17 protein-coding genes and 1 pseudogene are annotated in these 21873 nt (G+C 62.8%); 10 read left to right on the top strand and 8 right to left on the bottom strand.

Annotation, left to right across the window (positions count from 1 at the left end; translation table 11 throughout):
- Nucleotides 1–164: 164 nt before the first annotated feature.
- From pcaK to pcaC, 7 genes and pseudogenes are all read left to right on the top strand, one after another.
- The gene (pcaK, locus tag AC3RCM_RS22580; protein WP_020192010.1) at nt 165–1511 is read left to right on the top strand and encodes a 4-hydroxybenzoate transporter PcaK; all 1347 of its coding nucleotides are present in this window, start codon (nt 165–167) and stop codon (nt 1509–1511) included.
- A 231-nt stretch (nt 1512–1742) separates the two neighbouring features.
- Nucleotides 1743–1838 (top strand): annotated as a pseudogene (locus AC3RCM_RS22575) (CoA-transferase subunit beta); the annotation flags it as partial.
- Nucleotides 1835–3040, top strand: coding sequence for a 3-oxoadipyl-CoA thiolase (gene pcaF, locus AC3RCM_RS22570; protein WP_172835047.1), 1206 nt, complete (start codon nt 1835–1837; stop codon nt 3038–3040). The pseudogene AC3RCM_RS22575 and the gene pcaF, both read left to right, overlap by 4 nt.
- 187 nt (nt 3041–3227) lie before the next feature.
- Nucleotides 3228–4517 carry an MFS family transporter gene (locus tag AC3RCM_RS22565; RefSeq protein ID WP_010952486.1) on the top strand — a complete coding sequence of 430 codons (1290 nt, stop codon included), beginning with the start codon at nt 3228–3230 and terminating at the stop codon, nt 4515–4517.
- 9 nt (nt 4518–4526) lie between these two features.
- A complete protein-coding gene (locus AC3RCM_RS22560) occupies nt 4527–5879 on the top strand; it encodes a 3-carboxy-cis,cis-muconate cycloisomerase (RefSeq protein WP_010952487.1) in 1353 nt (450 codons plus the stop codon).
- Between the two features lie 11 nt (nt 5880–5890).
- Nucleotides 5891–6682: a 3-oxoadipate enol-lactonase gene (pcaD, locus tag AC3RCM_RS22555; protein ID WP_014754363.1), complete on the top strand. Its 792-nt coding sequence runs from the start codon at nt 5891–5893 to the stop codon at nt 6680–6682.
- Nucleotides 6683–6692: 10 nt separating this feature from the next.
- Nucleotides 6693–7085 carry a 4-carboxymuconolactone decarboxylase gene (pcaC, locus tag AC3RCM_RS22550; RefSeq protein WP_010952489.1) on the top strand — a complete coding sequence of 131 codons (393 nt, stop codon included), beginning with the start codon at nt 6693–6695 and terminating at the stop codon, nt 7083–7085.
- 52 nt (nt 7086–7137) lie between these two features.
- Here the strand turns inward: pcaC and AC3RCM_RS22545 are convergent, their stop codons facing one another.
- From AC3RCM_RS22545 to ttgA, 5 genes are all read right to left on the bottom strand, one after another.
- Nucleotides 7138–7662 carry an Mpo1 family 2-hydroxy fatty acid dioxygenase gene (locus AC3RCM_RS22545; protein ID WP_064491137.1) on the bottom strand — a complete coding sequence of 175 codons (525 nt, stop codon included), beginning with the start codon at nt 7660–7662 and terminating at the stop codon, nt 7138–7140.
- Nucleotides 7663–7871: 209 nt separating this feature from the next.
- Entirely contained in the window at nt 7872–9128 is a 1257-nt protein-coding gene (locus AC3RCM_RS22540; RefSeq protein WP_064491136.1) for an OprD family porin, read from the bottom strand.
- Nucleotides 9129–9532: 404 nt separating this feature from the next.
- Entirely contained in the window at nt 9533–10987 is a 1455-nt protein-coding gene (locus AC3RCM_RS22535; RefSeq protein ID WP_010952492.1) for an AdeC/AdeK/OprM family multidrug efflux complex outer membrane factor, read from the bottom strand.
- Nucleotides 10984–14136: a multidrug efflux RND transporter permease subunit TtgB gene (gene ttgB / locus AC3RCM_RS22530; RefSeq protein ID WP_014754360.1), complete on the bottom strand. Its 3153-nt coding sequence runs from the start codon at nt 14134–14136 to the stop codon at nt 10984–10986. The genes AC3RCM_RS22535 and ttgB overlap by 4 nt, the downstream gene beginning before the upstream one ends.
- A gap of 3 nt (nt 14137–14139) precedes the next feature.
- Complete coding sequence (gene ttgA / locus AC3RCM_RS22525; protein WP_064491135.1) at nt 14140–15294, bottom strand: toluene efflux RND transporter periplasmic adaptor subunit TtgA; 1155 nt, start codon at nt 15292–15294, stop codon at nt 14140–14142.
- 256 nt (nt 15295–15550) lie between these two features.
- Between ttgA and ttgR the strand changes: the two genes are divergently transcribed.
- Nucleotides 15551–16183, top strand: a complete 633-nt coding sequence (gene ttgR, locus AC3RCM_RS22520) for an efflux transport transcriptional regulator TtgR (protein WP_012053630.1) — start codon at nt 15551–15553, stop codon at nt 16181–16183.
- 117 nt (nt 16184–16300) lie between these two features.
- On the opposite strand, the gene AC3RCM_RS22515 is transcribed toward ttgR, so the two are convergent.
- Nucleotides 16301–17752, bottom strand: coding sequence for an MDR family MFS transporter (locus AC3RCM_RS22515; protein WP_064491134.1), 1452 nt, complete (start codon nt 17750–17752; stop codon nt 16301–16303).
- A 382-nt stretch (nt 17753–18134) separates the two neighbouring features.
- On the opposite strand from AC3RCM_RS22515, the gene AC3RCM_RS22510 reads away from it, so the two are divergent.
- Entirely contained in the window at nt 18135–19004 is an 870-nt protein-coding gene (locus tag AC3RCM_RS22510; RefSeq protein WP_492629152.1) for an isocitrate lyase/PEP mutase family protein, read from the top strand.
- Nucleotides 19005–19236: 232 nt separating this feature from the next.
- Here AC3RCM_RS22510 and AC3RCM_RS22505 read toward each other — a convergent pair whose 3' ends face one another.
- Complete coding sequence (locus AC3RCM_RS22505; RefSeq protein ID WP_064491133.1) at nt 19237–20145, bottom strand: LysR family transcriptional regulator; 909 nt, start codon at nt 20143–20145, stop codon at nt 19237–19239.
- Between the two features lie 183 nt (nt 20146–20328).
- Here AC3RCM_RS22505 and AC3RCM_RS22500 point away from each other — a divergent pair, with 183 nt between their 5' ends.
- Nucleotides 20329–20943, top strand: coding sequence for an NAD(P)-dependent oxidoreductase (locus tag AC3RCM_RS22500; protein WP_064491132.1), 615 nt, complete (start codon nt 20329–20331; stop codon nt 20941–20943).
- Nucleotides 20944–20962: 19 nt separating this feature from the next.
- Here the strand turns inward: AC3RCM_RS22500 and AC3RCM_RS22495 are convergent, their stop codons facing one another.
- Entirely contained in the window at nt 20963–21838 is an 876-nt protein-coding gene (locus tag AC3RCM_RS22495; RefSeq protein WP_012053627.1) for a LysR substrate-binding domain-containing protein, read from the bottom strand.
- Between the last annotated feature and the right edge of the window lie 35 nt (nt 21839–21873).

Genomic DNA, 21873 nt, shown 5'->3' with positions numbered 1-21873 from the left:
TAGAGGCACTCACTCATGAATACTGTCACCTCGCTGCTGCGGCCGCACCCGCATGCAGTATCGTTATATCCAGGCTGACCCAGGCCATATACCCCAATCATCGCCCTTGTACCGGATGCCCGCGTGCAATGGCCTGACTGTGCCCCACATTCTGGATAACAATAATGAACCAAGCGCAAACCAACGTCGGCAAAAGCCTCGACGTTCAGTCATTCATCAATCAGCAGCCGCTGTCCCGCTATCAGTGGCGGGTCGTGCTGCTGTGCTTCCTGATCGTCTTCCTCGACGGCCTGGACACCGCTGCCATGGGGTTCATCGCCCCGGCACTGTCGCAAGAGTGGGGGATCGACCGCGCCAGCCTTGGGCCGGTCATGAGTGCCGCGTTGATCGGCATGGTGTTCGGCGCCCTGGGCTCCGGGCCGCTGGCTGACCGTTTCGGCCGCAAAGGCGTGCTGGTGGGGGCGGTGCTGGTGTTCGGTGGCTTCAGCCTGGCCTCGGCCTATGCCACCAACGTCGACCAGTTGCTGGTACTGCGCTTCCTGACGGGCCTGGGCCTGGGTGCAGGCATGCCCAACGCTACCACGCTGTTGTCCGAATACACCCCGGAGCGCCTCAAGTCGCTGCTGGTGACCAGCATGTTCTGTGGCTTCAACCTGGGCATGGCGGGTGGTGGCTTCATTTCCGCCAAGATGATCCCGGCCTACGGCTGGCACAGCCTGCTGGTCATCGGTGGCGTGCTGCCGTTGCTGCTGGCGCTGGTGCTGATGGTCTGGCTGCCGGAGTCGGCGCGGTTCCTGGTGGTGCGCAACCGCGGTACCGACAAGGTGCGCAAGACCTTGTCGCCAATCGCGCCGCAAGTGGTGGCTGAGGCAGGCAGTTTCAGCGTGCCGGAGCAAAAGGCGGTGGCTGCACGCAACGTGTTCGCGGTGATCTTCTCTGGCACCTATGGCTTGGGCACCGTGTTGCTGTGGCTGACCTATTTCATGGGCCTGGTGATCGTCTACCTCCTGACCAGCTGGCTGCCAACCCTGATGCGTGACAGCGGCGCGAGCATGGAACAGGCCGCGTTCATCGGCGCGCTGTTCCAGTTTGGCGGCGTGCTAAGTGCAGTCGGCGTGGGTTGGGCCATGGACCGTTTCAATCCGCACAAGGTGATCGGCATTTTCTATCTGCTGGCCGGGGTGTTCGCCTACGCAGTGGGGCAGAGCCTGGGCAACATCACTCTGCTAGCCACGCTGGTGCTCGTCGCGGGTATGTGCGTGAACGGTGCGCAGTCGGCAATGCCATCGCTGGCGGCGCGCTTCTATCCCACCCAGGGCCGGGCCACAGGCGTATCGTGGATGCTGGGTATTGGCCGCTTTGGTGCGATTCTCGGCGCCTGGAGTGGTGCAACGCTGCTGGGCCTGGGCTGGAGCTTCGAGCAGGTGCTGACGGCGTTGCTGGTACCGGCGGCGCTGGCGACGGTGGGAGTGGTCGTCAAGGGGCTGGTCAGCCACGCCGACGCAACCTGAGGGCGAGGGCCGCGTTGCGGCCCATTCACAGCACAACGCCGCTCCCGCAGGGGCGGCGTTGTGCTGCAATCAGGGCGCACAGTTGCCCTGCGCGTGGGGTGGATAGTTGCGCAACAAATGGTTCGTTAATCGCACAGATAGTCGATTATCGGATTGTAAGGTACCTACCAGTCTCCTTAATCTGGGTTTACCGAAGCACCCTGACCAGGAGCCTCCAAATGCCACGCGCAGACCATTTCCGAACCCACCCAAATCGAGCTGTCCGCCATGCGTGACCTCGACGCCCGTACCGCCGCTGACCATGGCCAGCTGGCAGGAGAAGCCTGATGCACGACGTATTCATCTGTGATGCCATCCGTACCCCGATCGGCCGCTTCGGCGGCGCCCTGGCCAGCGTGCGGGCCGACGACCTGGCAGCCGTGCCGCTGAAGGCGCTGATCGAGCGCAACCCTGGCGTGCAGTGGGACCAGGTAGACGAAGTGTTCTTCGGCTGCGCCAACCAGGCCGGTGAAGACAACCGCAACGTGGCCCGCATGGCACTGCTGCTGGCCGGCCTGCCGGAAAGCATCCCGGGCGTCACCCTGAACCGTCTGTGCGCGTCGGGCATGGATGCCGTCGGCACCGCGTTCCGCGCCATCGCCAGCGGCGAGATGGAGCTGGTGATTGCCGGTGGCGTCGAGTCGATGTCGCGCGCCCCATTCGTCATGGGCAAGGCTGAAAGCGCCTATTCGCGCAACATGAAGCTGGAAGACACCACCATTGGCTGGCGTTTCATCAACCCGCTGATGAAGAGCCAGTACGGTGTGGATTCCATGCCGGAAACCGCCGACAACGTGGCCGACGACTATCAGGTTTCGCGTGCTGACCAGGACGCGTTCGCCCTGCGCAGCCAGCAGAAGGCTGCCGCTGCACAGGCTGCCGGCTTCTTTGCCGAAGAAATCGTGCCGGTGCGTATCGCTCACAAGAAGGGCGAAATCATCGTCGAACGTGACGAACACCTGCGCCCTGAAACCACGCTGGAGGCGCTGACCAAGCTCAAGCCGGTCAACGGCCCGGACAAGACGGTCACCGCCGGCAACGCCTCGGGCGTGAACGACGGTGCTGCGGCGATGATCCTGGCCTCGGCCGCAGCGGTGAAGAAACACGGCCTGACTCCGCGTGCCCGTGTTCTGGGCATGGCCAGCGGCGGCGTTGCGCCACGTGTCATGGGCATTGGCCCGGTGCCGGCGGTGCGCAAACTGACCGAGCGTCTGGGGATAGCGGTAAGTGATTTCGACGTGATCGAGCTTAACGAAGCGTTTGCCAGCCAAGGCCTGGCGGTGCTGCGTGAGCTGGGTGTGGCTGACGATGCGCCCCAGGTAAACCCTAATGGCGGTGCCATTGCCCTGGGCCACCCCCTGGGCATGAGCGGTGCACGCCTGGTACTGACTGCGTTGCACCAGCTGGAGAAGAGTGGCGGTCGCAAGGGCCTGGCGACCATGTGTGTGGGTGTCGGCCAAGGTCTGGCGTTGGCCATCGAGCGGGTTTGACCTGTACCGGCCTCTTCGCGGGGAAGCCCGCTCCAACAGGGATCCACGCAATCACCTGTGGGAGCGGGCTTCCCCGCGAAGAGGCCTCTCCTGTGAGACATAAGGCCCATTGCCAGCCCGATAGCGGAACGAGTGTGTTACTAGGTATGTCTAGAACTACCTAGGACCCTCCAGGAGTAAACCCGTCATGACCTCAACCTATTACACCGGCGAAGAACGCAGCAAGCGCATCTTCGCTATTGTCGGTGCCTCATCAGGCAACCTGGTGGAATGGTTCGACTTCTACGTCTACGCCTTCTGCGCGATCTACTTCGCCCCGGCCTTCTTCCCCTCCGACGACCCCACCGTGCAGCTATTGAACACGGCAGGTGTATTCGCCGCGGGCTTTTTGATGCGCCCCATTGGTGGCTGGATCTTCGGCCGCCTCGCCGACCGCCATGGTCGCAAGAATTCCCTGATGATCTCGGTGCTGATGATGTGCTTCGGCTCGCTGATGATCGCCTGCCTGCCCACCTATGCCAGCATCGGCACCTGGGCCCCGGCGCTGCTATTGCTGGCCCGCCTGATCCAGGGGCTGTCGGTAGGGGGCGAATACGGCACCACGGCCACCTACATGAGTGAAGTAGCACTGCGTGGGCAGCGCGGCTTCTTTGCTTCGTTCCAGTACGTCACCCTGATCGGCGGCCAGTTGCTGGCGGTCCTGGTCGTGGTGATCCTGCAACAGCTGCTGACTGAAGATGAACTGCGGGCCTGGGGCTGGCGCATTCCCTTCGTGGTGGGCGCCATCGCCGCCCTGATCTCGCTGATGCTGCGCCGTTCGCTGCACGAGACCAGTAGCGCCGAAGCCCGCAATGACAAGGATGCAGGTTCGATCGGAGGTTTGTTCCGCAATCACGCAGCGGCGTTCATCACGGTACTGGGCTACACCGCGGGTGGCTCGCTGATTTTCTATACTTTCACCACCTATATGCAGAAGTACCTGGTCAACACCGCGGGCATGACCGCCAAGAACGCCAGCTACGTAATGACCGGGGCGTTGTTCCTGTTCATGGTGGTGCAGCCGTTCTTCGGCATGCTGTCCGACCGTATCGGCCGGCGCAATTCGATGCTGCTGTTCGGCGGCCTGGGTACCCTGTGCACCGTGCCGCTGCTGATGGCGCTGAAAACCGTGACCAGCCCGATCATGGCCTTCGTGCTGATCAGCCTGGCCCTGTGTATCGTGAGTTTCTACACCTCGATCAGTGGTCTGGTGAAGGCCGAGATGTTCCCGCCGCAGGTGCGTGCACTGGGTGTTGGCCTGGCCTACGCGGTGGCCAACGCAGCATTCGGCGGTTCGGCCGAGTATGTGGCCCTGGGCCTGAAAACCCTGGGGATGGAAAACACTTTCTACTGGTACGTGACGGCGATGATGGCGATTGCCTTCCTGTTCAGCCTGCGCCTGCCGAAGCAGGCGGCGTACCTGCACCATGATGATTAAGGACGCTGCATGAGCAACCAACTGTTCGACGCCTATTTCACCGCGCCGGCCATGCGCGAGATTTTCTCCGACCGAGGCCGCCTGCAGGGCATGCTGGATTTCGAAGCCGCGCTTGCCCGTGCCGAAGCCTCTGCCGGTTTGGTCCCGCACAGCGCGGTAGCGGCCATCGAGGCGGCATGCCAGGCCGAGCGCTACGACGTTGGCGCGCTGGCCAATGCCATCGCCACCGCGGGCAACTCGGCCATTCCGCTGGTGAAAGCGTTGGGCAAGGTGATCGCCACCGGCGTGCCTGAGGCTGAGCGCTATGTGCACCTTGGGGCCACCAGCCAGGATGCGATGGATACCGGTCTGGTTCTGCAGCTGCGCGATGCCCTCGATTTGATCGAGGCCGACCTCGGCAAGCTGGCCGATACCCTGTCGCAGCAGGCCTTGAAGCACGCCGATACGCCCTTGGTGGGTCGTACCTGGTTGCAGCACGCCACCCCGGTGACCCTGGGCATGAAACTGGCCGGTGTACTGGGTGCTTTGACCCGCCACCGTCAGCGCCTTCAGGAACTGCGCCCGCGCCTGCTGGTCCTGCAGTTCGGCGGTGCCTCGGGTAGCCTGGCGGCCCTGGGTAGCAAGGCGATGCCGGTGGCCGAAGCGTTGGCCGAACAGCTCAAGCTGACCCTGCCCGAGCAGCCCTGGCACACCCAGCGCGACCGCCTGGTGGAGTTTGCCTCGGTACTGGGCCTGGTTGCCGGCAGCCTGGGCAAGTTCGGCCGTGATATCAGCTTGCTGATGCAAACCGAGGCGGGGGAGGTGTTTGAGCCTTCTGCGCCGGGTAAGGGTGGTTCTTCGACCATGCCACACAAGCGCAACCCGGTGGGTGCCGCCGTGTTGATCGGTGCCGCGACCCGCGTGCCGGGCTTGCTGTCGACGCTGTTCGCAGCCATGCCTCAGGAGCACGAGCGCAGCCTGGGCCTATGGCATGCCGAGTGGGAAACCCTGCCGGATATCTGCTGCCTGGTCTCTGGCGCCCTGCGCCAGGCTCAAGTGATTGCCGAGGGCATGGAGGTGGATGCCGCGCGCATGCGCCGTAACCTCGACCTGACCCAAGGCCTGGTGTTGGCCGAAGCGGTGAGCATCGTCCTCGCCCAGCGTCTGGGTCGCGACCGTGCCCACCACCTGCTGGAACAATGCTGCCAGCGCGCGGTGGCCGAACAGCGGCACCTGCGTGCCGTGCTGGGTGACGAGCCACAGGTCAGCGCCGAGCTGTCTGGCGAAGAACTCGATCGTCTGCTCGACCCTGCCCATTACCTGGGCCAGGCCCGCGTCTGGGTGGCGCGCGCCGTGTCCGAACATCAACGTTTCACTGCCTGAAGGAGACCGCTGTGGCGCACTTGCAACTGGCCGATGGCGTTTTGAATTACCAGATCGATGGCCCGGATGACGCCCCGGTGCTGGTCCTGTCCAACTCGCTGGGTACCGACCTGGGCATGTGGGACACCCAGATTCCGCTCTGGAGCCAGCACTTCCGGGTGCTGCGCTATGACACCCGTGGTCACGGCGCATCGCTGGTCACTGAAGGCCCTTACAGCATCGAACAGCTGGGCCGCGACGTGCTGGCCCTGCTCGATGGCCTGGACATTCAGAAGGCTCACTTCGTCGGCCTGTCGATGGGCGGCCTGATCGGCCAGTGGCTGGGTATCCATGCAGGTGAGCGCCTGCACAGCCTGACCCTGTGCAACACGGCCGCCAAGATCGCCAATGACGAGGTGTGGAACACCCGTATCGACACGGTACTCAAAGGCGGCCAGCAGGCCATGGTCGACCTGCGCGATGCCTCCATCGCCCGCTGGTTCACCCCGGGCTTTGCCCAGGCACAGGCGGAGCAGGCCCAGCGTATCTGCCAGATGCTGGCGCAAACCAGCCCGCAAGGCTACGCAGGCAACTGTGCAGCGGTACGTGACGCTGATTATCGTGAGCAACTGGGCCGCATCCAGGTGCCCGCGCTGATCGTTGCCGGTACGGAAGACGTGGTTACCACCCCTGAGCATGGCCGCTTCATGCAGGCCGGTATCCAAGGTGCCGAGTACGTCGACTTCCCGGCGGCGCACCTGTCCAACGTCGAGATTGGCGAGGCCTTCAGCCGCCGCGTGCTCGATTTCCTGCTGGCTCACTGAGGACAACACCATGGACGAGAAACAACGTTACGACGCTGGCATGCAAGTGCGCCGCGCAGTGCTGGGTGATGCCCACGTGGACCGCAGCCTGGAGAAGCTCAACGACTTCAATGGCGAGTTCCAGGAAATGATCACCCGCCACGCCTGGGGTGACATCTGGACCCGCCCGGGGCTGCCGCGCCATACCCGCAGCCTGATCACCATCGCCATGCTGATCGGCATGAACCGCAACGACGAGCTGAAGCTGCACCTGCGTGCGGCGGCCAACAATGGCGTGACCCGCGACGAGATCAAGGAAGTGCTGATGCAGAGCGCGATCTACTGCGGCATTCCGGCGGCCAATGCCACGTTCCACCTGGCTGAGTCGGTGTGGGATGAACTTGGCGTAGAGTCTCGCCAGTAAACCGTGATCACGGGCAGGCCCCTGCAACAGGGCGCTTGCCCGCGAATGGCCTTTACACCGATGCCTTTTTTTGCCGCATGGCAATCGGGCCGGCGTTGGCTTCCACGGCGCGCTTCAGGGTCGGGCACAGGCCCAGCATGAACGCAGCTTCCGCCACCACGAACAGTGGCCCGATGATCAGGCCGCTCACGTCGTCGACAAATGCCGGTTTGCGGCCTTCGTAGTAATGGCCGATGAACTGGATGATCCAGCCCACCACGAACGTCCCCAGCCCGGCGCCGAGCCATAGCGTTGTCGACTGCACTGCCAGCGCCTCACCGACCCACAGGCACAGGCCCAGCAACAGCCCCATCACCAGCCCGAAGCGCAGGTCCAGGCGCAAGTAGAACCACACAGACGCCGCCGCTGCCAGCAGGGCAGGGGACAGCCACATGCCAGCTATCTCCCAGCCTGGGCGTGAAAGCAGGATGGTGACTGCCAGCACGATCATGGGGATGCCGACGAAGTGGGTGGCGATGTTGCGTGGATCGCGGTGGTAGTTGGCGTATTGGCTCAGGTGGTCGACGAGGGTTTTCATTGTTGTGCCTCCCTGTTCAGCTTTGTTTCACCTGTAGCGGATAGTGATCAGGATAGCCTGCAGTCACCACCATCATCAGCTCAGCGAATGGCGGCAGCTCGCACTGGGCAATTCATGGCAGGGTTTTCATCACGCTGTTGCCAATGATGCTTTCAAAAGGGAGGGCGTCTGGCCTCTTCGCGGGGTTATTCGCGAAGAGGCCAATTGAGTCACAGAAGATTCAGCGGATAACTCACAATCAAGCGGTTCTCATCGAACGCGTTGGTGCTGAAGTCGCGACGCATGGTCGAGTTGCGCCATTTCAGCGACAGGTCCTTGAAGCTGCCCGACTGCACCACATAGGCCAGCTCTGTTTCCCGCGCCCATTCCTTGCCATCGTCCACGCTGCCCACGGTGACGTTGTCACCCTTGATATAGCGGTTCATCAGGGTCAGCCCGGGTACGCCGACGGTGGCGAAGTTGAAGTCATGGCGAACCTGCCAGGAACGCTCCTTGGCATTGTCGAAGCTTGAATTGTAGCTGTCGTTGGCCAGGGTACCGCCACTGGTGCCATTGACCCGCATCCAGGCATCGTCGCCGCTGACCTTCTGCAGGCCAACGTAAAAGGTGTGGCCTTGGTAGCGCGCGGAAAGCAAGGCGGAGGCGGTGCGGTTGTCCAGCTTGCCGGCCCGTTCGGCGCCATCTTCCTTGCCGATGAAGTAGCCCAGGTTGGCGCCCAGCGTCCAGTCGCCCAGCGGCTGGCTGTGCGTCAGGTTGAGGTATTGCTGGCGGTAGATGTCCTTGAGCTGGGCATCCCACAGGCCGATCATGGTGCGCTTGTCGTTGAAGGTGTACTCACCGCCGCCGAAGTTGAAACGGTCGGAGGTGAAGGCGGCTTTGCCGTTGAGCGACATGTCTTCCATGCTGGCATCGTTGCGCGGGCTGTTGCCGCGGAACTGGCCGGCGTACAGGGTCAGGCCGGCGATTTCCCTGGAGGTCAGCTGGCCACCGCGGAAGGTTTGCGGCAGTGAGCGGCCATCGTCCGAACGCAGGATTGGCAGTACCGGCATCCATTCACCGACTTTCAGCTCGGTTTCGGACAGCTTGGCCTTCAGCGCCACACCCAGCCGGCCAAAGTCATCGGCCGGGCGGCCGTCGTCATGCACTGGCAGCAGGTGGGTGTTGGTGGTGCCTTTGCCGCCGTCGAGCTTGACCGAGTACAGGCCCAGTACGTCCACGCCGAAACCGACCGTGCCCTGGGTGAAACCGGAACGGGCATCGAGGATGAAGCTTTGTGTCCATTCCTCGGCCTTGCCCTGTGGGTGGGCCGGGTCGACGAAGTTACGGTTGATGTAGAAGTTGCGCAGGTTGAGGGTGGCCTTGGCGTCCTCGATGAAACCACCTTCGTTGGCGGCGAATGCGGGGAGGGCGCAGGACATGGCCAACAGGCCAGGCAGCAGCTGACGTGCGGGTAGCGAAATGCTCATCTGTCGTGGATCTCTTGTTTTTATGGTCGAGCCGGTGCACTGCAGGATCGGGCCTGCAGGTGCGGGTGTTTTTGATGAACTTGGGTAACGTTGCGTGGTGGGGATGGTGCGGGGTAGTGCGGGGGTGAGGCAATTCGCCGCAAACGGAACGGGGCGATAATCGAACGGAATGTTCCGGTTGGTTAATAACTCTCCTGGGGCGGCCTCTTCGCGGGTGAACCCGCTCCTACAACGGCTTGCGCCCAACCACCGATATGTGTCCACCACACGATCCGCGTAGGAGCGGGTTCACCCGCGAATACGGTGGTGGCTGCGACGGTGAATCACCAGGGATACTGGCCGGCACAGGCACTAAAAAAGCAAAGCCCACCGCTAAGGGTGGGCTTGTGCTGTAACAAGGCCGATCAGCCTTTCGGTGTTTCCACCGATGCCTGCTGGTTGGCCTGCCCGGTCTGCTCGTACCAGCCACCGCCAAGCGCCTTGTACAGGTTGACCTCGCTGGTCAGCTGCGACAGGCGGTCTCCGATCAGCGCTTGCTGGGCACTGAACAGGTTGCGTTGGGCATCGAGGAAGGTCAGGTTGCTGTCAATCCCGATGCGGTAACGGCGTTCGGCCAAGCGGTAGTAGTCCTGGTTCGCCTGCACCAGGTCGCGCTGGGCCTGCAACTGCTCTTCAAAGGTCTTGCGTGCCGCCAGGCCATCGGAGACTTCCTGGAAGGCCGTCTGGATGGTTTTTTCGTACTTGGCGACGTTGATGTCCTTCTGGATTTTCGAGTAGTCCAGGCTGGCTTTCAGGCTACCGGCGTTGAAGATCGGCAGGTTGATCTGCGGCTGGAACAGCCAGGTGCCCTGGCCGCCCGAGAACAGGTGGCCCATGTCGGGGCTCAGGCTACCAGCGTTCGCGGTCAGGCTGATGCTCGGGAAGAACGCTGCGCGGGCTGCACCAATGTTGGCGTTGGCAGCCTTGAGCAGGTGCTCGGCTTCCTGAATGTCCGGGCGACGCTGAAGGATATCCGATGGCAGGCCGGCCGGTACTTCGGCCAGTTGGTCGGCATCAAGCTCCAGCGGCTTGGCCAGGTCGGCAGGAATGCCGGTGCCCAGCAGCACGGTCAGGCTGTTGACGTCCTGGGCGACCAGGCGCTGGTACTGCGAGTACTTGACCCTGGCGCCTTCCACGGCGGTACGCGCCTGGCTGACGTCCAGGGCCGAGGCCACGCCGACCTCGTTGCTGCGACGGGTGAGGTTGTAGCTTTCCTCGTAGGTCTTCAGCGTTTCTTCGGTCAGCTTGAACAGGGCCTGGTCGGCCTGCCAGGTGTAGTAGGCGTTGGCCACGCTGGCTACCAGGGCGATTTGCGTGGAACGACGCGCCTGCTCGCTGGAGAGGTAGGTTTCCAGGGCCTGCTCGGTCAGGCTGCGCACGCGGCCGAACAGGTCCAGCTCGTAGGCGCTGACGCCCAAGGTGGCCGAGTACTGGCTGGTGATGCCAGATTCGCCCGTTTGCGACATGTTCGCCGGGACACGCTGGCGGCTGCCGCTGCCGGTGGCCGAAACCGCCGGGAACAGGTCGGCGCGCTGAATGCGGTATTGCGCACGGTAGGCGTCGAGGTTCAACGCCGCGACCCGTAGGTCGCGGTTATTGACCAGCGAGGTCTGGATCAGCTGTTGCAGCGCCGGGTCGTGGAAGAACTGGCGCCAGCCCTGTTCAGCAGCGGCAACATCCGCCGATTGCGTCGGCGAGTAAGCAGGGCCTTGCGGCCACTGCGCAGCCACCGGCGCCTCCGGGGTCTGGTAGTCAGGGATCAGCGAGCAGCCGCCAAGAATGAAAGCGGTTACCGCCAGGGACAACAAAGACTTGGTCATTGCCCAGCCTCATAACGTGGATTTTCAGGGGTGACGTCTTTTTCCGGCTCTTTGCTGCCGAACAGCGACGACACTGCGACGAAGAACAGTGGTACCCAGAAGATAGCCAGCACGGTCGCACTGATCATGCCGCCGATCACGCCAGTACCGATGGCGTGCTGGCTGCCGGCGCCGGCGCCGCTGGCGATGGTCAACGGTACCACGCCCAGGATGAACGCCAGCGAGGTCATGATGATGGGGCGCAGACGCATGCGGCACGCCTCGATCGCTGCGTCGTACAAGCTGCGGCCTTGTTCGTGCAGCTCCTTGGCGAATTCCACGATCAGAATGGCGTTTTTCGCCGCAAGACCGATGGTGGTCAACAGGCCAACCAGGAAGTACACGTCGTTGGACAGGCCGCGCAGGCTGGTGGCGATCAGCGCACCGATGATACCCAGCGGTACTACCAGCACCACAGCGATCGGGATCGACCAGCTTTCGTACAGGGCCGCCAGGCACAGGAACACGAACAGCACCGAGAGGGCGAACAGCGCCGGCATCTGCGAGCCGGAGAGCTTTTCCTCGTAGGACATGCCGGTCCAGGAGAAGCCGATACCGCTTGGCAGCTCGCCTGCAATGCGCTCGACCTCGGCCATGGCTTCACCGGTACTGTAGCCAGGCGCCGGTGCACCGAGGATTTCCATCGCTTCGACACCGTTGTAACGCGACAGCTTCGGCGAACCGTAGGTCCATTCGCCTTTGGCGAAGGAGGAGAACGGCACCATCTCGCCTGCGCCGTTGCGCACGTACCATTTTTGCAGGTCTTCCGGGCTCATCCGCGCGCTGGGTTCGCCCTGGATGTACACCTTCTTGACCCGGCCACGGTCGATGAAGTCGTTGACGTAGCTGGCACCCAAGGCAATCGACAGGGTGTTGTTGATGTCGGCAATGGTCACGCCCAGGGCGCTGGCACGTTCGTCATCAATGGTCAGCTGGTACTGCGGTTCATCGTTCAGGCCGTTCGGGCGCACGGCGCTGAGGATCTTGCTCTGCGCAGCTTTGGCCAGGAACTGGTTGCGCGCCTCCATCAACTTCGCGTGGCCGACACCGCCGCGGTCCTGAAGGAACACGTCGAAGCCGGTGGCGTTACCCAGTTCAAGCACCGCTGGCGGGGCGAAGGCGAACACCATCGCATCACGGAAGGTGAAGAAGTGCTGCTGGGCGCGCTGGGCCAGGGCGAACACGCTGTTCTCCTTCGAGCGTTCATCCCAGGGTTTGAGCATGATGAAGGCCATGCCCGAGCTCTGGCCGCGGCCTGCGAAGTTGAAGCCGTTGACGGTGAACACCGACGATACGGTATCGGCTTCGTCCTTGAGCAGGTATTCACGCATCTGGTCGACCACGACCTGCGTGCGTTCGGCACTGGAGCCGGCCGGGGTCTGCACCTGAGCGAACAGTACGCCCTGGTCTTCTTCCGGCAGGAACGCGGTAGGGATGCGGGCGAACAGCCAGATCATGCCTACCACGATCAGCGCATAGGCCAGCAGGAATGGCACCTTGTTGCGCAGGATGGTGCCTACACTGCGCTCGTAGCCATTGACGCTGCGGTCGAAGTTGCGGTTGAACCAGCCGAAGAAGCCGCCTTTGGCGGTGTGGTGCTCGCCCTTCTTCAGCGGTTTGAGCATGGTTGCGCAGAGCGCCGGGGTGAAGATAAGCGCAACCAGCACCGACAGGCCCATGGCCGAGACGATGGTGATGGAGAACTGCCGGTAGATCACACCCGTGGAGCCGCCAAAGAACGCCATGGGCAGCAGTACGGCCGAGAGCACCAGGGCGATACCCACCAGGGCGCCCTGGATCTGTTCCATCGAGCGTTTGGTCGCTTCCTTGGGCGGCAAGCCTTCCTCGGACATGACCCGCTCGACGTTCTCCACCACGACGATGGCGTCGTCCACCAGCAAGCCGATGGCCAGAACCATGGCGAACATGGTCAGGGTGTTGATGCTGAAGCCCGCGGCGGCAAGGATGCCGAAGGTACCCAGCAATACCACCGGTACGGTCATGGTGGTGATGATGGTGGCGCGGAAGTTCTGCAGGAACAGGTACATCACCAGGAACACCAGCACCACGGCTTCGATCAGGGTGTGGATCACGCCGCTGATCGATTCGGTGACCACTGGGGTGGTGTCATACGGGAATACCGCCTTGACCCCCGGCGGGAAGAACGGTTCCAGGCCTTTGATGGTCTCGCGCAGTGCCTTGGCGGTGTCCAGGGCGTTGGCGCCGGTTGCCAGTTTTACCGCCAGGCCGGAAGCCGGCTTGCCGTTGAACTGGGCGCTGACGGCGTAGTTTTCACCCCCCAGGCCCACTTGGGCGACGTCACCCAGGCGCACCTGTGAACCGTCTTTGTTGACCTTGAGCAGAATGCTCTCGAACTGCTCGGCGGTTTGCAGGCGGGTCTTGCCGATGATGGTGGCGTTCAGCTGGGTGCCCGGCAGGGCTGGCAGGCCGCCGAGCTGGCCGGAAGACACCTGCACGTTCTGTGCGGCCACAGCGGTCTTGACGTCGACCGGGGTCAGCTGGAACTTGTTCAGCTTGGCCGGATCGAGCCAGATACGCATGGCGTACTGCGCACCGAACACCTGGAAGTCACCCACACCGGCGGTACGCGAGATCGGGTCCTGCATGTTCGAGACGATGTAGTTGGCCAGGTCGTCCTTGGTCATGCTGCCGTCTTCGGAGACCAGACCAATCACCAGCAGGAAGTTCTTCACTGCTTTGGTGACGCGGATACCTTGCTGCTGCACTTCCTGCGGCAGCAGCGGGGTGGCCAGGTTCAGCTTGTTCTGTACCTGTACCTGCGCGGTGTCGGGGTTGGTGCCCTGTTCGAAGGTGGCGGTAATGGTCATGCTGCCGTCGGAGTTACTTTCCGACGACACATAACGCAGGTTGTCGATACCGTTGAGCTGCTGCTCGATCACCTGCACCACGGTGTCCTGCACGGTTTGCGCCGAGGCGCCCGGGTAGGTCACGGCGATGGCGATGGCCGGCGGCGCGATACTGGGGTACTGGTTGATCGGCAGCTTCAGGATGGACAAGGCCCCGACCAGCATGATCACCAAGGCGATCACCCAGGCGAAGATCGGGCGATCGATAAAGAACTTCGACATGGTTTACTCCGCTTTGGCGTCTGCTTTCGCCGCGTTGGCCTGATCAGGGCCGGCCGGCTTCTTGACGTTGGTGGCATCGCTGACCTTCACCTCGACGCCTGGGCGCACGTACTGCAGCCCTTCGGTGATCAGGCGGTCACCCGGGTTGAGGCCTTCCTCGATCAGCCAGTCGCTACCCAAGGTGCGGCTGGCCTTGAGCTGGCGCAGTTCGACCTTGTTCTCCTGGTTGACCACCAGGGCGGTGGGTGCGCCCTTGAGGTCGCGGGTCACGCCTTGTTGCGGTGCCAGGATGGCGTTGGTGTTGACCCCGGCCTTGAGCCGCGCATGCACGAACATGCCTGGCAGCAGGGTGTGATCGGGGTTGGGGAACAGGGCGCGCAGGGTTACCGAGCCGGTGGTCTCGTCGACCGCGACTTCGGAGAATTCCAGGCGGCCTTCCTGCTTGAACAGGCTGCCGTCTTCCAGCACCAGCTGAACCGAGGCGGCGTTTTTGCCGGCCTTCTGCAACTGGCCGCTTTCCAGGTCACGGCGCAGCTTGAGCAGCTCGGCGGTGGACTGGGTAACGTCGACATAAATAGGATCGAGCTGCTGGATGGTGGCCATGGCGTCGGTCTGACCGTTGCTCACCAGTGCACCTTCGGTGAACGAAGAGCGACCGATACGGCCGCTGATCGGCGCCAGAACCTTGGTGTAGCGCAGGTCGATCTGTGCGCTCTTGAGCGAAGCCTCGGCCTGCAATCGTTTGGCATTGGCGTCGTCGTATTCCTGTTTGGAGACGGCCTGCTCGTCAATCAGTTGCTTGTAGCGTTCGGCCAGTGAGCGTGTAGCCAGCAAGTTGGCCTTGGCATTGGCAAGGGTGGCTTCGTACACGGCAGGGTCGATCTGATACAACTGCTGGCCTTCCTTGACCTCACTGCCTTCCTTGAACAGGCGCTTGAGGATGATGCCGTTGACCTGCGGGCGCACTTCGGCGACGCGGTAGGCACTGGTTCGCCCCGGCAATTCCGAGGTGAGGGTGAAGGCTTGCGGCTGGATGGTCACGACGCCGACCTGAGGAGCCTGCGCCGCGGGCGCTGCTTCTTCTTTCTTACAGCCACTGAGCAGGGTTGCCAGGGCGACGGCGGAAACCAGAGCGGTAACGGCTGGCTTGAATTGCATGAGGATCCTCGGGTCGCTGGAGCAGGGAGACGCTCAAGAGTAATGGAAGAGATCTTGATCTGGAAAAAATGCTATCCGGTGGATAAATAGCTTGCTAAGGAATATACTTACATTCATGGTTGTTTGTAAATACTGCTGGGTTGTACTCAGGTACAGCCGCAGCGTTTGATTAGCTCATCCGAGAGGCCCCGGCAGAGGTGCCCCCGGAGCGTCCCCGCACGCGCTGCGCGTTCGGGCCAGATGAGGTTGTGCTGCCATGGTCCGTAGAACCAAAGAAGAAGCCCAGGAAACCCGCGCCCAGATCATCGAGGCGGCGGAAAGGGCCTTCTACAAGCGCGGGGTCGCGCGAACCACCCTGGCCGACATCGCCGAACTGGCGGGTGTGACGCGGGGGGCGATCTACTGGCACTTCAACAACAAGGCCGAGCTGGTGCAGGCGTTGCTCGACAGCCTGCGCGAGACCCATGACCATTTGGCGCGCGCGAGCGAAAGCGAGGATGAACTCGACCCGCTTGGCTGCATGCGCAAGCTGCTGTTGCAAGTGTTCAACGAGCTGGTGCTCGATGCCCGAACCCGTCGTATCAATGAAATCCTGCATCACAAGTGCGAGTTCACCGATGACATGTGTGAAATTCGCCAGCAGCGCCAGAGTGCGGTGCTGGATTGCCACAAGGGCATCACCCTGGCGCTGGCCAATGCCGTACGCCGGGGCCAGTTGCCTGGCGAGCTGGATGTCGAGCGCGCGGCGGTGGCCATGTTTGCCTATGTCGATGGCCTGATCGGGCGCTGGCTATTGCTGCCTGACAGTGTCGATCTGCTGGGCGATGTCGAAAAATGGGTCGACACCGGGCTGGATATGCTGCGCTTGAGCCCGGCTCTGCGCAAATGACACTTTGTTAAGGATTGTGAGGGAGTGTTTCCCCTTTGTGTTAAGGGGGTATTAAGGGCATGTCCGCCCTGCGGCTGTTCGCAGCACAAGGCGGCTCTTGCAGCGAGTGCGTAGCCTTCAGCGGCCGCGCAATTGCCGGTCGGGCAAGGCCAATGCCGCAAGCAGTCCCAGCACCGCGACGACCGCACTCCCCATCAGCAGCTGCCGGAACGTTTCCAGCAACCGTCCCTGAGTCACCGGGTCCACCTCTGCGGCCTTCAAGCTCCCCAGCAACGGATTACCCGACAGTTCGAAACCACCCTGATGCAGCAGTGCCAGCAACAAGCTGGACATGCATGCCACGCCCATGGCTCCGCCCAGCGAACGGAACAGGTTGGTGGTGCTGGTGGCCACGCCGATGTCTTTGCTGGCCACCGCGCTTTGTGTACCCACCAGGGAGGTCGGGAATTGCAGCCCGCAGGCTATACCGGTCAGCAGCATGAACAGCGCACTGAGCAACGCTGATTGCGGCGGGGTCAGTGCCATCGCGAAAATGGCCACTGGCATCAGCAGTGCACCGGCCAGGATCTGTGGCTTGTAGCGCCCGGTCCGGCTGGTCATGCGGCCACCTGTGAAGGCGCCCATGGGCAGCCCCATGGCCAGCGGCAGCAGATGCAGGGCGGCGCTGTCGGCACCGGCGCCGGTAATGCCCTGGTAACGCAGGGGCATGAGCATGGTCAGCGAAATGGACTGGAAGCTGGCGAAGAAGATCACCGCCCAGCACAGCACTGCCACACGGTTGCCGAACAGGCTGAGCGGCAGCAGCGGCTCCGGGCAGCGGCGTTCGTGGGCGATGAATAGCGCCAGGCCCAGCAGGGCGCAGCCGAACAGCGCCAGCACGGCCGGGTCGGCCCAGGCGTGGCCCTGGCCCACCAAGGTGATGCCCAGGAGCAGGCTGCCAAGGCCGAGAATCAACAGCATGGCGCCAAGGTAGTCCACCTGTGCCTCACGACGCTGCACTGGCATGTCAGCGAGCGCACGGCGAATGGCCCACAAGGCGACCAGCCCCAGCGGCAGGTTGATCCAGAACACCCAGCGCCACGACAGGTACTCGGTCAACCAGCCGCCCAGCACTGGCCCGGCCACGCTGGCCGCGGCGTACATGCTGCTGAAGTAGCCCTGGTAGCGGCCGCGTTCGCGCGGGGGCACGAAGTCGCCAATGATTGCCTGGCTCACCGAGACCATCCCGCCTGCGCCGATACCCTGCAGTACCCGGGCCAGCACCAGTTGCGGCATGTCCTGGGCCATGGCGCAGGCAATGGAGGCCAGGGTGAACAGGCTGATGCCGGTGAGGATCATCCGGCGCCGGCCGTAAAGGTCGCCCAGTTTGCCGTAGATCGGCACGGCCACGGTCATGGCCACCATATAACCGGAGATGACCCAGGCCAGCAGGCCGACATCGCTGAACTGCGCCGAGATGGCCGGCAGCGAGACGGCGACGATGGTCTGGTCCAGTGCGCCGAGGAAGATGGCCAGCATCAGGGCGGTGAGCACGTTGCGCAGGGCGGTGGGGGGCAGGGCGGCGGTCACGGGAATACCTTGTTTTGTCTATGGCGGCCCCTTCGCGGGCAAGCCTGCTCTCACAGAAGCCCTCGGATTGTAACCTGAGTTAGGTAGCTTCCTATGTACTATCTGCATCCCCTATGCAAGATCGGCATTGGCGCATTCATCCAGTGCTGCATGGCTGCGTGATATCGTTGGTATGCCACAGAGGCTGAAATCCGGGGCTTGCACCAGGTTGGTGCAGCATATTGCCGCAGGTTTTTCAGTCCGCTGTCTCCCACACCTTTTATTCCTCTGCCTGCATGTCGAGCATGACCGCCCAGATGGCGACGGTTGGAACAGGTCAGGTAGACCCGATTACAGGGGTCGGTAGTTACCGTTCAAATTTCAACTTTTTTGCGGAGTGATCATGCCCAAGGCTTCCCACCAAGATCTGCGTTTTGCCTTCCGCGAGCTGCTCGCTTCAGGTTCTTGTTTCCACACTGCCTCGGTGTTCGACCCAATGTCGGCACGCATTGCCGCAGACCTGGGCTTCGAAGTCGGTATCCTCGGCGGTTCGGTCGCTTCGTTGCAGGTACTGGCTGCTCCGGACTTCGCTCTGATCACCCTCAGCGAGTTCGTCGAGCAGGCCACCCGCATTGGTCGGGTCGCGCAACTGCCGGTACTGGCCGACGCCGACCATGGCTATGGCAACGCACTGAACGTGATGCGCACGGTGATCGAACTGGAGCGCGCCGGTGTGGCCGCACTGACCATCGAGGACACCCTGCTGCCTGCCCAGTTCGGGCGCAAGTCCACCGACCTGATCCCGGTCGAGGAGGGGGTTGGCAAGATCCGCGCGGCGCTGGAGGCACGGGTCGATTCGTCCCTGTCGATCATTGCCCGTACCAACGCGGGCGTAATCAGCACCGAAGAAATCATCGTGCGTACCCAGAGCTACCAGAAGGCGGGCGCTGATGGCATCTGCATAGTCGGGGTCAAGGACTTCGAGCAGCTCGAGCAGATTGCCGAGCATCTGACCGTGCCGCTGATGCTGGTCACCTATGGCAACCCGAACCTGCGCGATGACGAGCGCCTGGCGCGTCTGGGCGTGCGCATCGTGGTCGATGGCCATGCGGCTTACTTTGCCGCGATCAAGGCCACTTACGACTGCCTGCGGCTGCAGCGTGGTCGGCAGAACAAGTCGGAAAACCTCAGTGCCACCGAACTCTCGCACACCTACACCCAGCCAGAAGACTACATTCGCTGGGCCAAGGAATACATGAGCGTCGAAGAGTGATCGGCAGGGCGCCGTCCATTCAACGGACGGCGCTCAAGGTTGCACTGTGAGGCACGCAATGTGCCTGCTCGCAGCTATTGGCGACGCTTGGCTGGCTGCGTAGCAGTTCGGCGCGCCAGCAGGCCGAGCCATACAGCGCTGTAACTGCGGTAAGGGCCATGACAAGGGCGACTCTTCTGGATTTGATGCCCATGGTGCTCACCTCCTGTGACAGCGATAGGGGTGTACGCCACTAGTATAGATCCCGATCCCACTCCGGCTCGTCCTTGAAACGCTGTACCAGGAAATCCAGCATGCTGCGCAAGGTCGCCGGCATGTGTTTGCGCGACGTATACACCGCATTAAGGTTCAGTTCACGCGGTTTGGCCTCGGGCAGCAGACGCACCAGTTCACCCCGGCGTATGGCGTCTGCGGCCTGGAAGGTTGGCAGCATGGCGATACCTGCGCCAGCCAGCGCGGCCCTCTGCAGGGTCATAACCTCATTGGCACTGATGTTTCCCGATACGGGGACGGCGACCTGCTGGCCGGCTACCGCGAAATGCCACAAGCTGTGTCCGAAATAGGCATGGGTCAGGCAGTTGTGCAGGCTCAGTTCCTCAACCCTTTGCGGCGTGCCTCGCTCATTCAGGTAGGCCGGTGCCGCGCACACGACCGAGCGGCACACGCTCAGGCGCCGGGCGATGAGGCTGGGGTCCACGTCATTGCTGGTGCGAATGGCCAGGTCGATGCGCTCGTCCACCAGGTTGACGGTGCGGTCGAGCATCTGCAGTTCTACCTTCACGTCGGGAAAGCGCCGCACATAGGCGGCCACTGCATCCACCAGCTGTGCCTGGCCGAATGAGGTACTGACGCTGATACGCAGCGCCCCCCTTGGCGCGTCTTCCGGCTGCTGCACGGCAGCCTGCAGGTCGCCGGCCAGTTCCAGCAGTTGCCGGCAGCGAGGCAGGGTTTCCTGGCCGGCTGCCGTGAGGCTGAGCTTGCGCGTGGTCCGCTGCATCAGCCGCGCGCCAACCCAGTCTTCCAACTCTGCCAGGTAGCGCGACACGACCGGCCGCGATAACTGCAGATAGTCCGCCGCCGCCGACTGGCTGCCCAGGTCGATGACGGTGACGAATACACGCATGGCGTTGAGGCGATCCATGATTTGCCCGATTTCAGAAACAAACTATGTCTGAGCATCGCATTTTTTGTGACGAATCGGGTAACTAAGCTGTGCGCATTGTTTGCCGGAAGGCGTTATCCGAAGCCGGCAGACGAGAGCCCTGGCGCTGGCGGCGAAGGTCGCCAAGGGCAGTCATTTCGTTCAACTGATGGAGAGTATTTCATGAGCAAGATCGCAATCATCGGTGCCACTGGCCGCGCTGGCAGCCAGTTGCTGGAAGAGGCTCTGCGCCGTGGTCACCGTGTACTGGCCATTGCCCGCGACCCTTCCACGCTTGAAGGGCGTGAGGGTGTGACCGTCAAGTCGCTGGATGCCACGGACAGCGCGGCCCTGCAAGCAGCCGTCGCAGGTATGGACGCTGTGTTGAGTGCCGCGCATTTCTCGACAATGCAGCCGCACGCCATCATCGAGCCGGTGAAGCGCGCCGGGGTCAAGCGCCTGCTGGTGGTGGGTGGCGCCGGTAGCTTGTTGCTGCCGTCAGGGCATCGGGTGATCGACAGCCCGGATTTCCCGGAGGCATATAAAGCCGAGGCCAGTGCCGGCGTGCGTTTTCTGGAGGCGCTGCGGCGCGAGCCGAACCTGGACTGGACCTTCCTCTCGCCTTCGGCCGAGTTCGTTGAGGGTGAGCGCAGAGGTCACTATGCGCTGGGCAAGGATCATCTGTTGATCGGTGCGGACGGCAAGAGCTGGATCACGTTTGCCGACTATGCGATTGCCATGCTGGATGAGCTGGAGAAGCCGAAACACTCGCGGCAACGGTTCACAGTCGGCTATTGAGTCGCCTGCGAAAGGGCCGTCACAGGCTGGCCTGGCCCTCCAGCCAGTCCAGCAATTCCAGCAACCCCGGCGGCAAGCTCCTGGCCTGGCTCACCAGGTAATATCCCTTGCCTGTCAGCACCTTCAGCGCAAACGGCATGCACAACCGCCCACCGCGCAGGTCATCGCCAATCAGCGACCAATCGCCGATCGCCACCCCTGTCCCCTGCGAGGCCATGGCCATCGCCATGTCGAGTGTCTCGAAATGCTGTTTGGGTCCATGCGTGGCCAGCGTCACTCCAGCCGCCTGCAACCACAACCGCCAGTCGTGTTCATCCCGCGAGGGATGCAGCAGCATGTGCCTGGCCAGGTCTTCCACCTGCTGCAACGGCACTGGCCCTTCACGCAGTGACGGTGCGCACACCGGGGTCAGCTGCTCATCGAACAGCTTGCGCACCTGCAGCCCGTGGTTCGGTGCATCGCCGTAGACCACTGCCGCATCGAAGCCCTCACGACGGAAATCCACCCCGTGCTGCACGGTCGTGGTCAGCTCCACCGGTACGTCCGGGCGCAGTGCCTGCCACTCCATCAGGCGCGGCAGCAGCCAACGCATCACGCAGGTGGGGGCCTTGAGCTGCAGGGTGGTGCTGTGCTCACCCACCTCGCGCACCCCTTGTTCGATCAGGGCGAACACCTGCTGCACCCGCGGCAACCAGTCCAGGCCTTCACGGGTCAGGCTCAACCCACGCGCCTCGCGCTTGAACAGGGCATAACCGAGGTGTTCTTCGAGGGCTGCAATCTGGCGGCTGACAGCGCCCTGGGTGATGTGCAACTGCTGCCCGGCGCGGGTGAAGTTGCAGTGCTGGGCGGTGACCAGAAACGTGTGCAGGGCAGGCAGGGGCGGGAGGCGTTTCATTGCAGTAAGCCATGATCACAGGACATGGCTAGTAT

The sequence above is a fragment of the Pseudomonas sp. GW823-FHT05G12 genome, from assembly GCF_058795575.1.
This window is presented reverse-complemented; position numbering and strand designations above follow the sequence as displayed.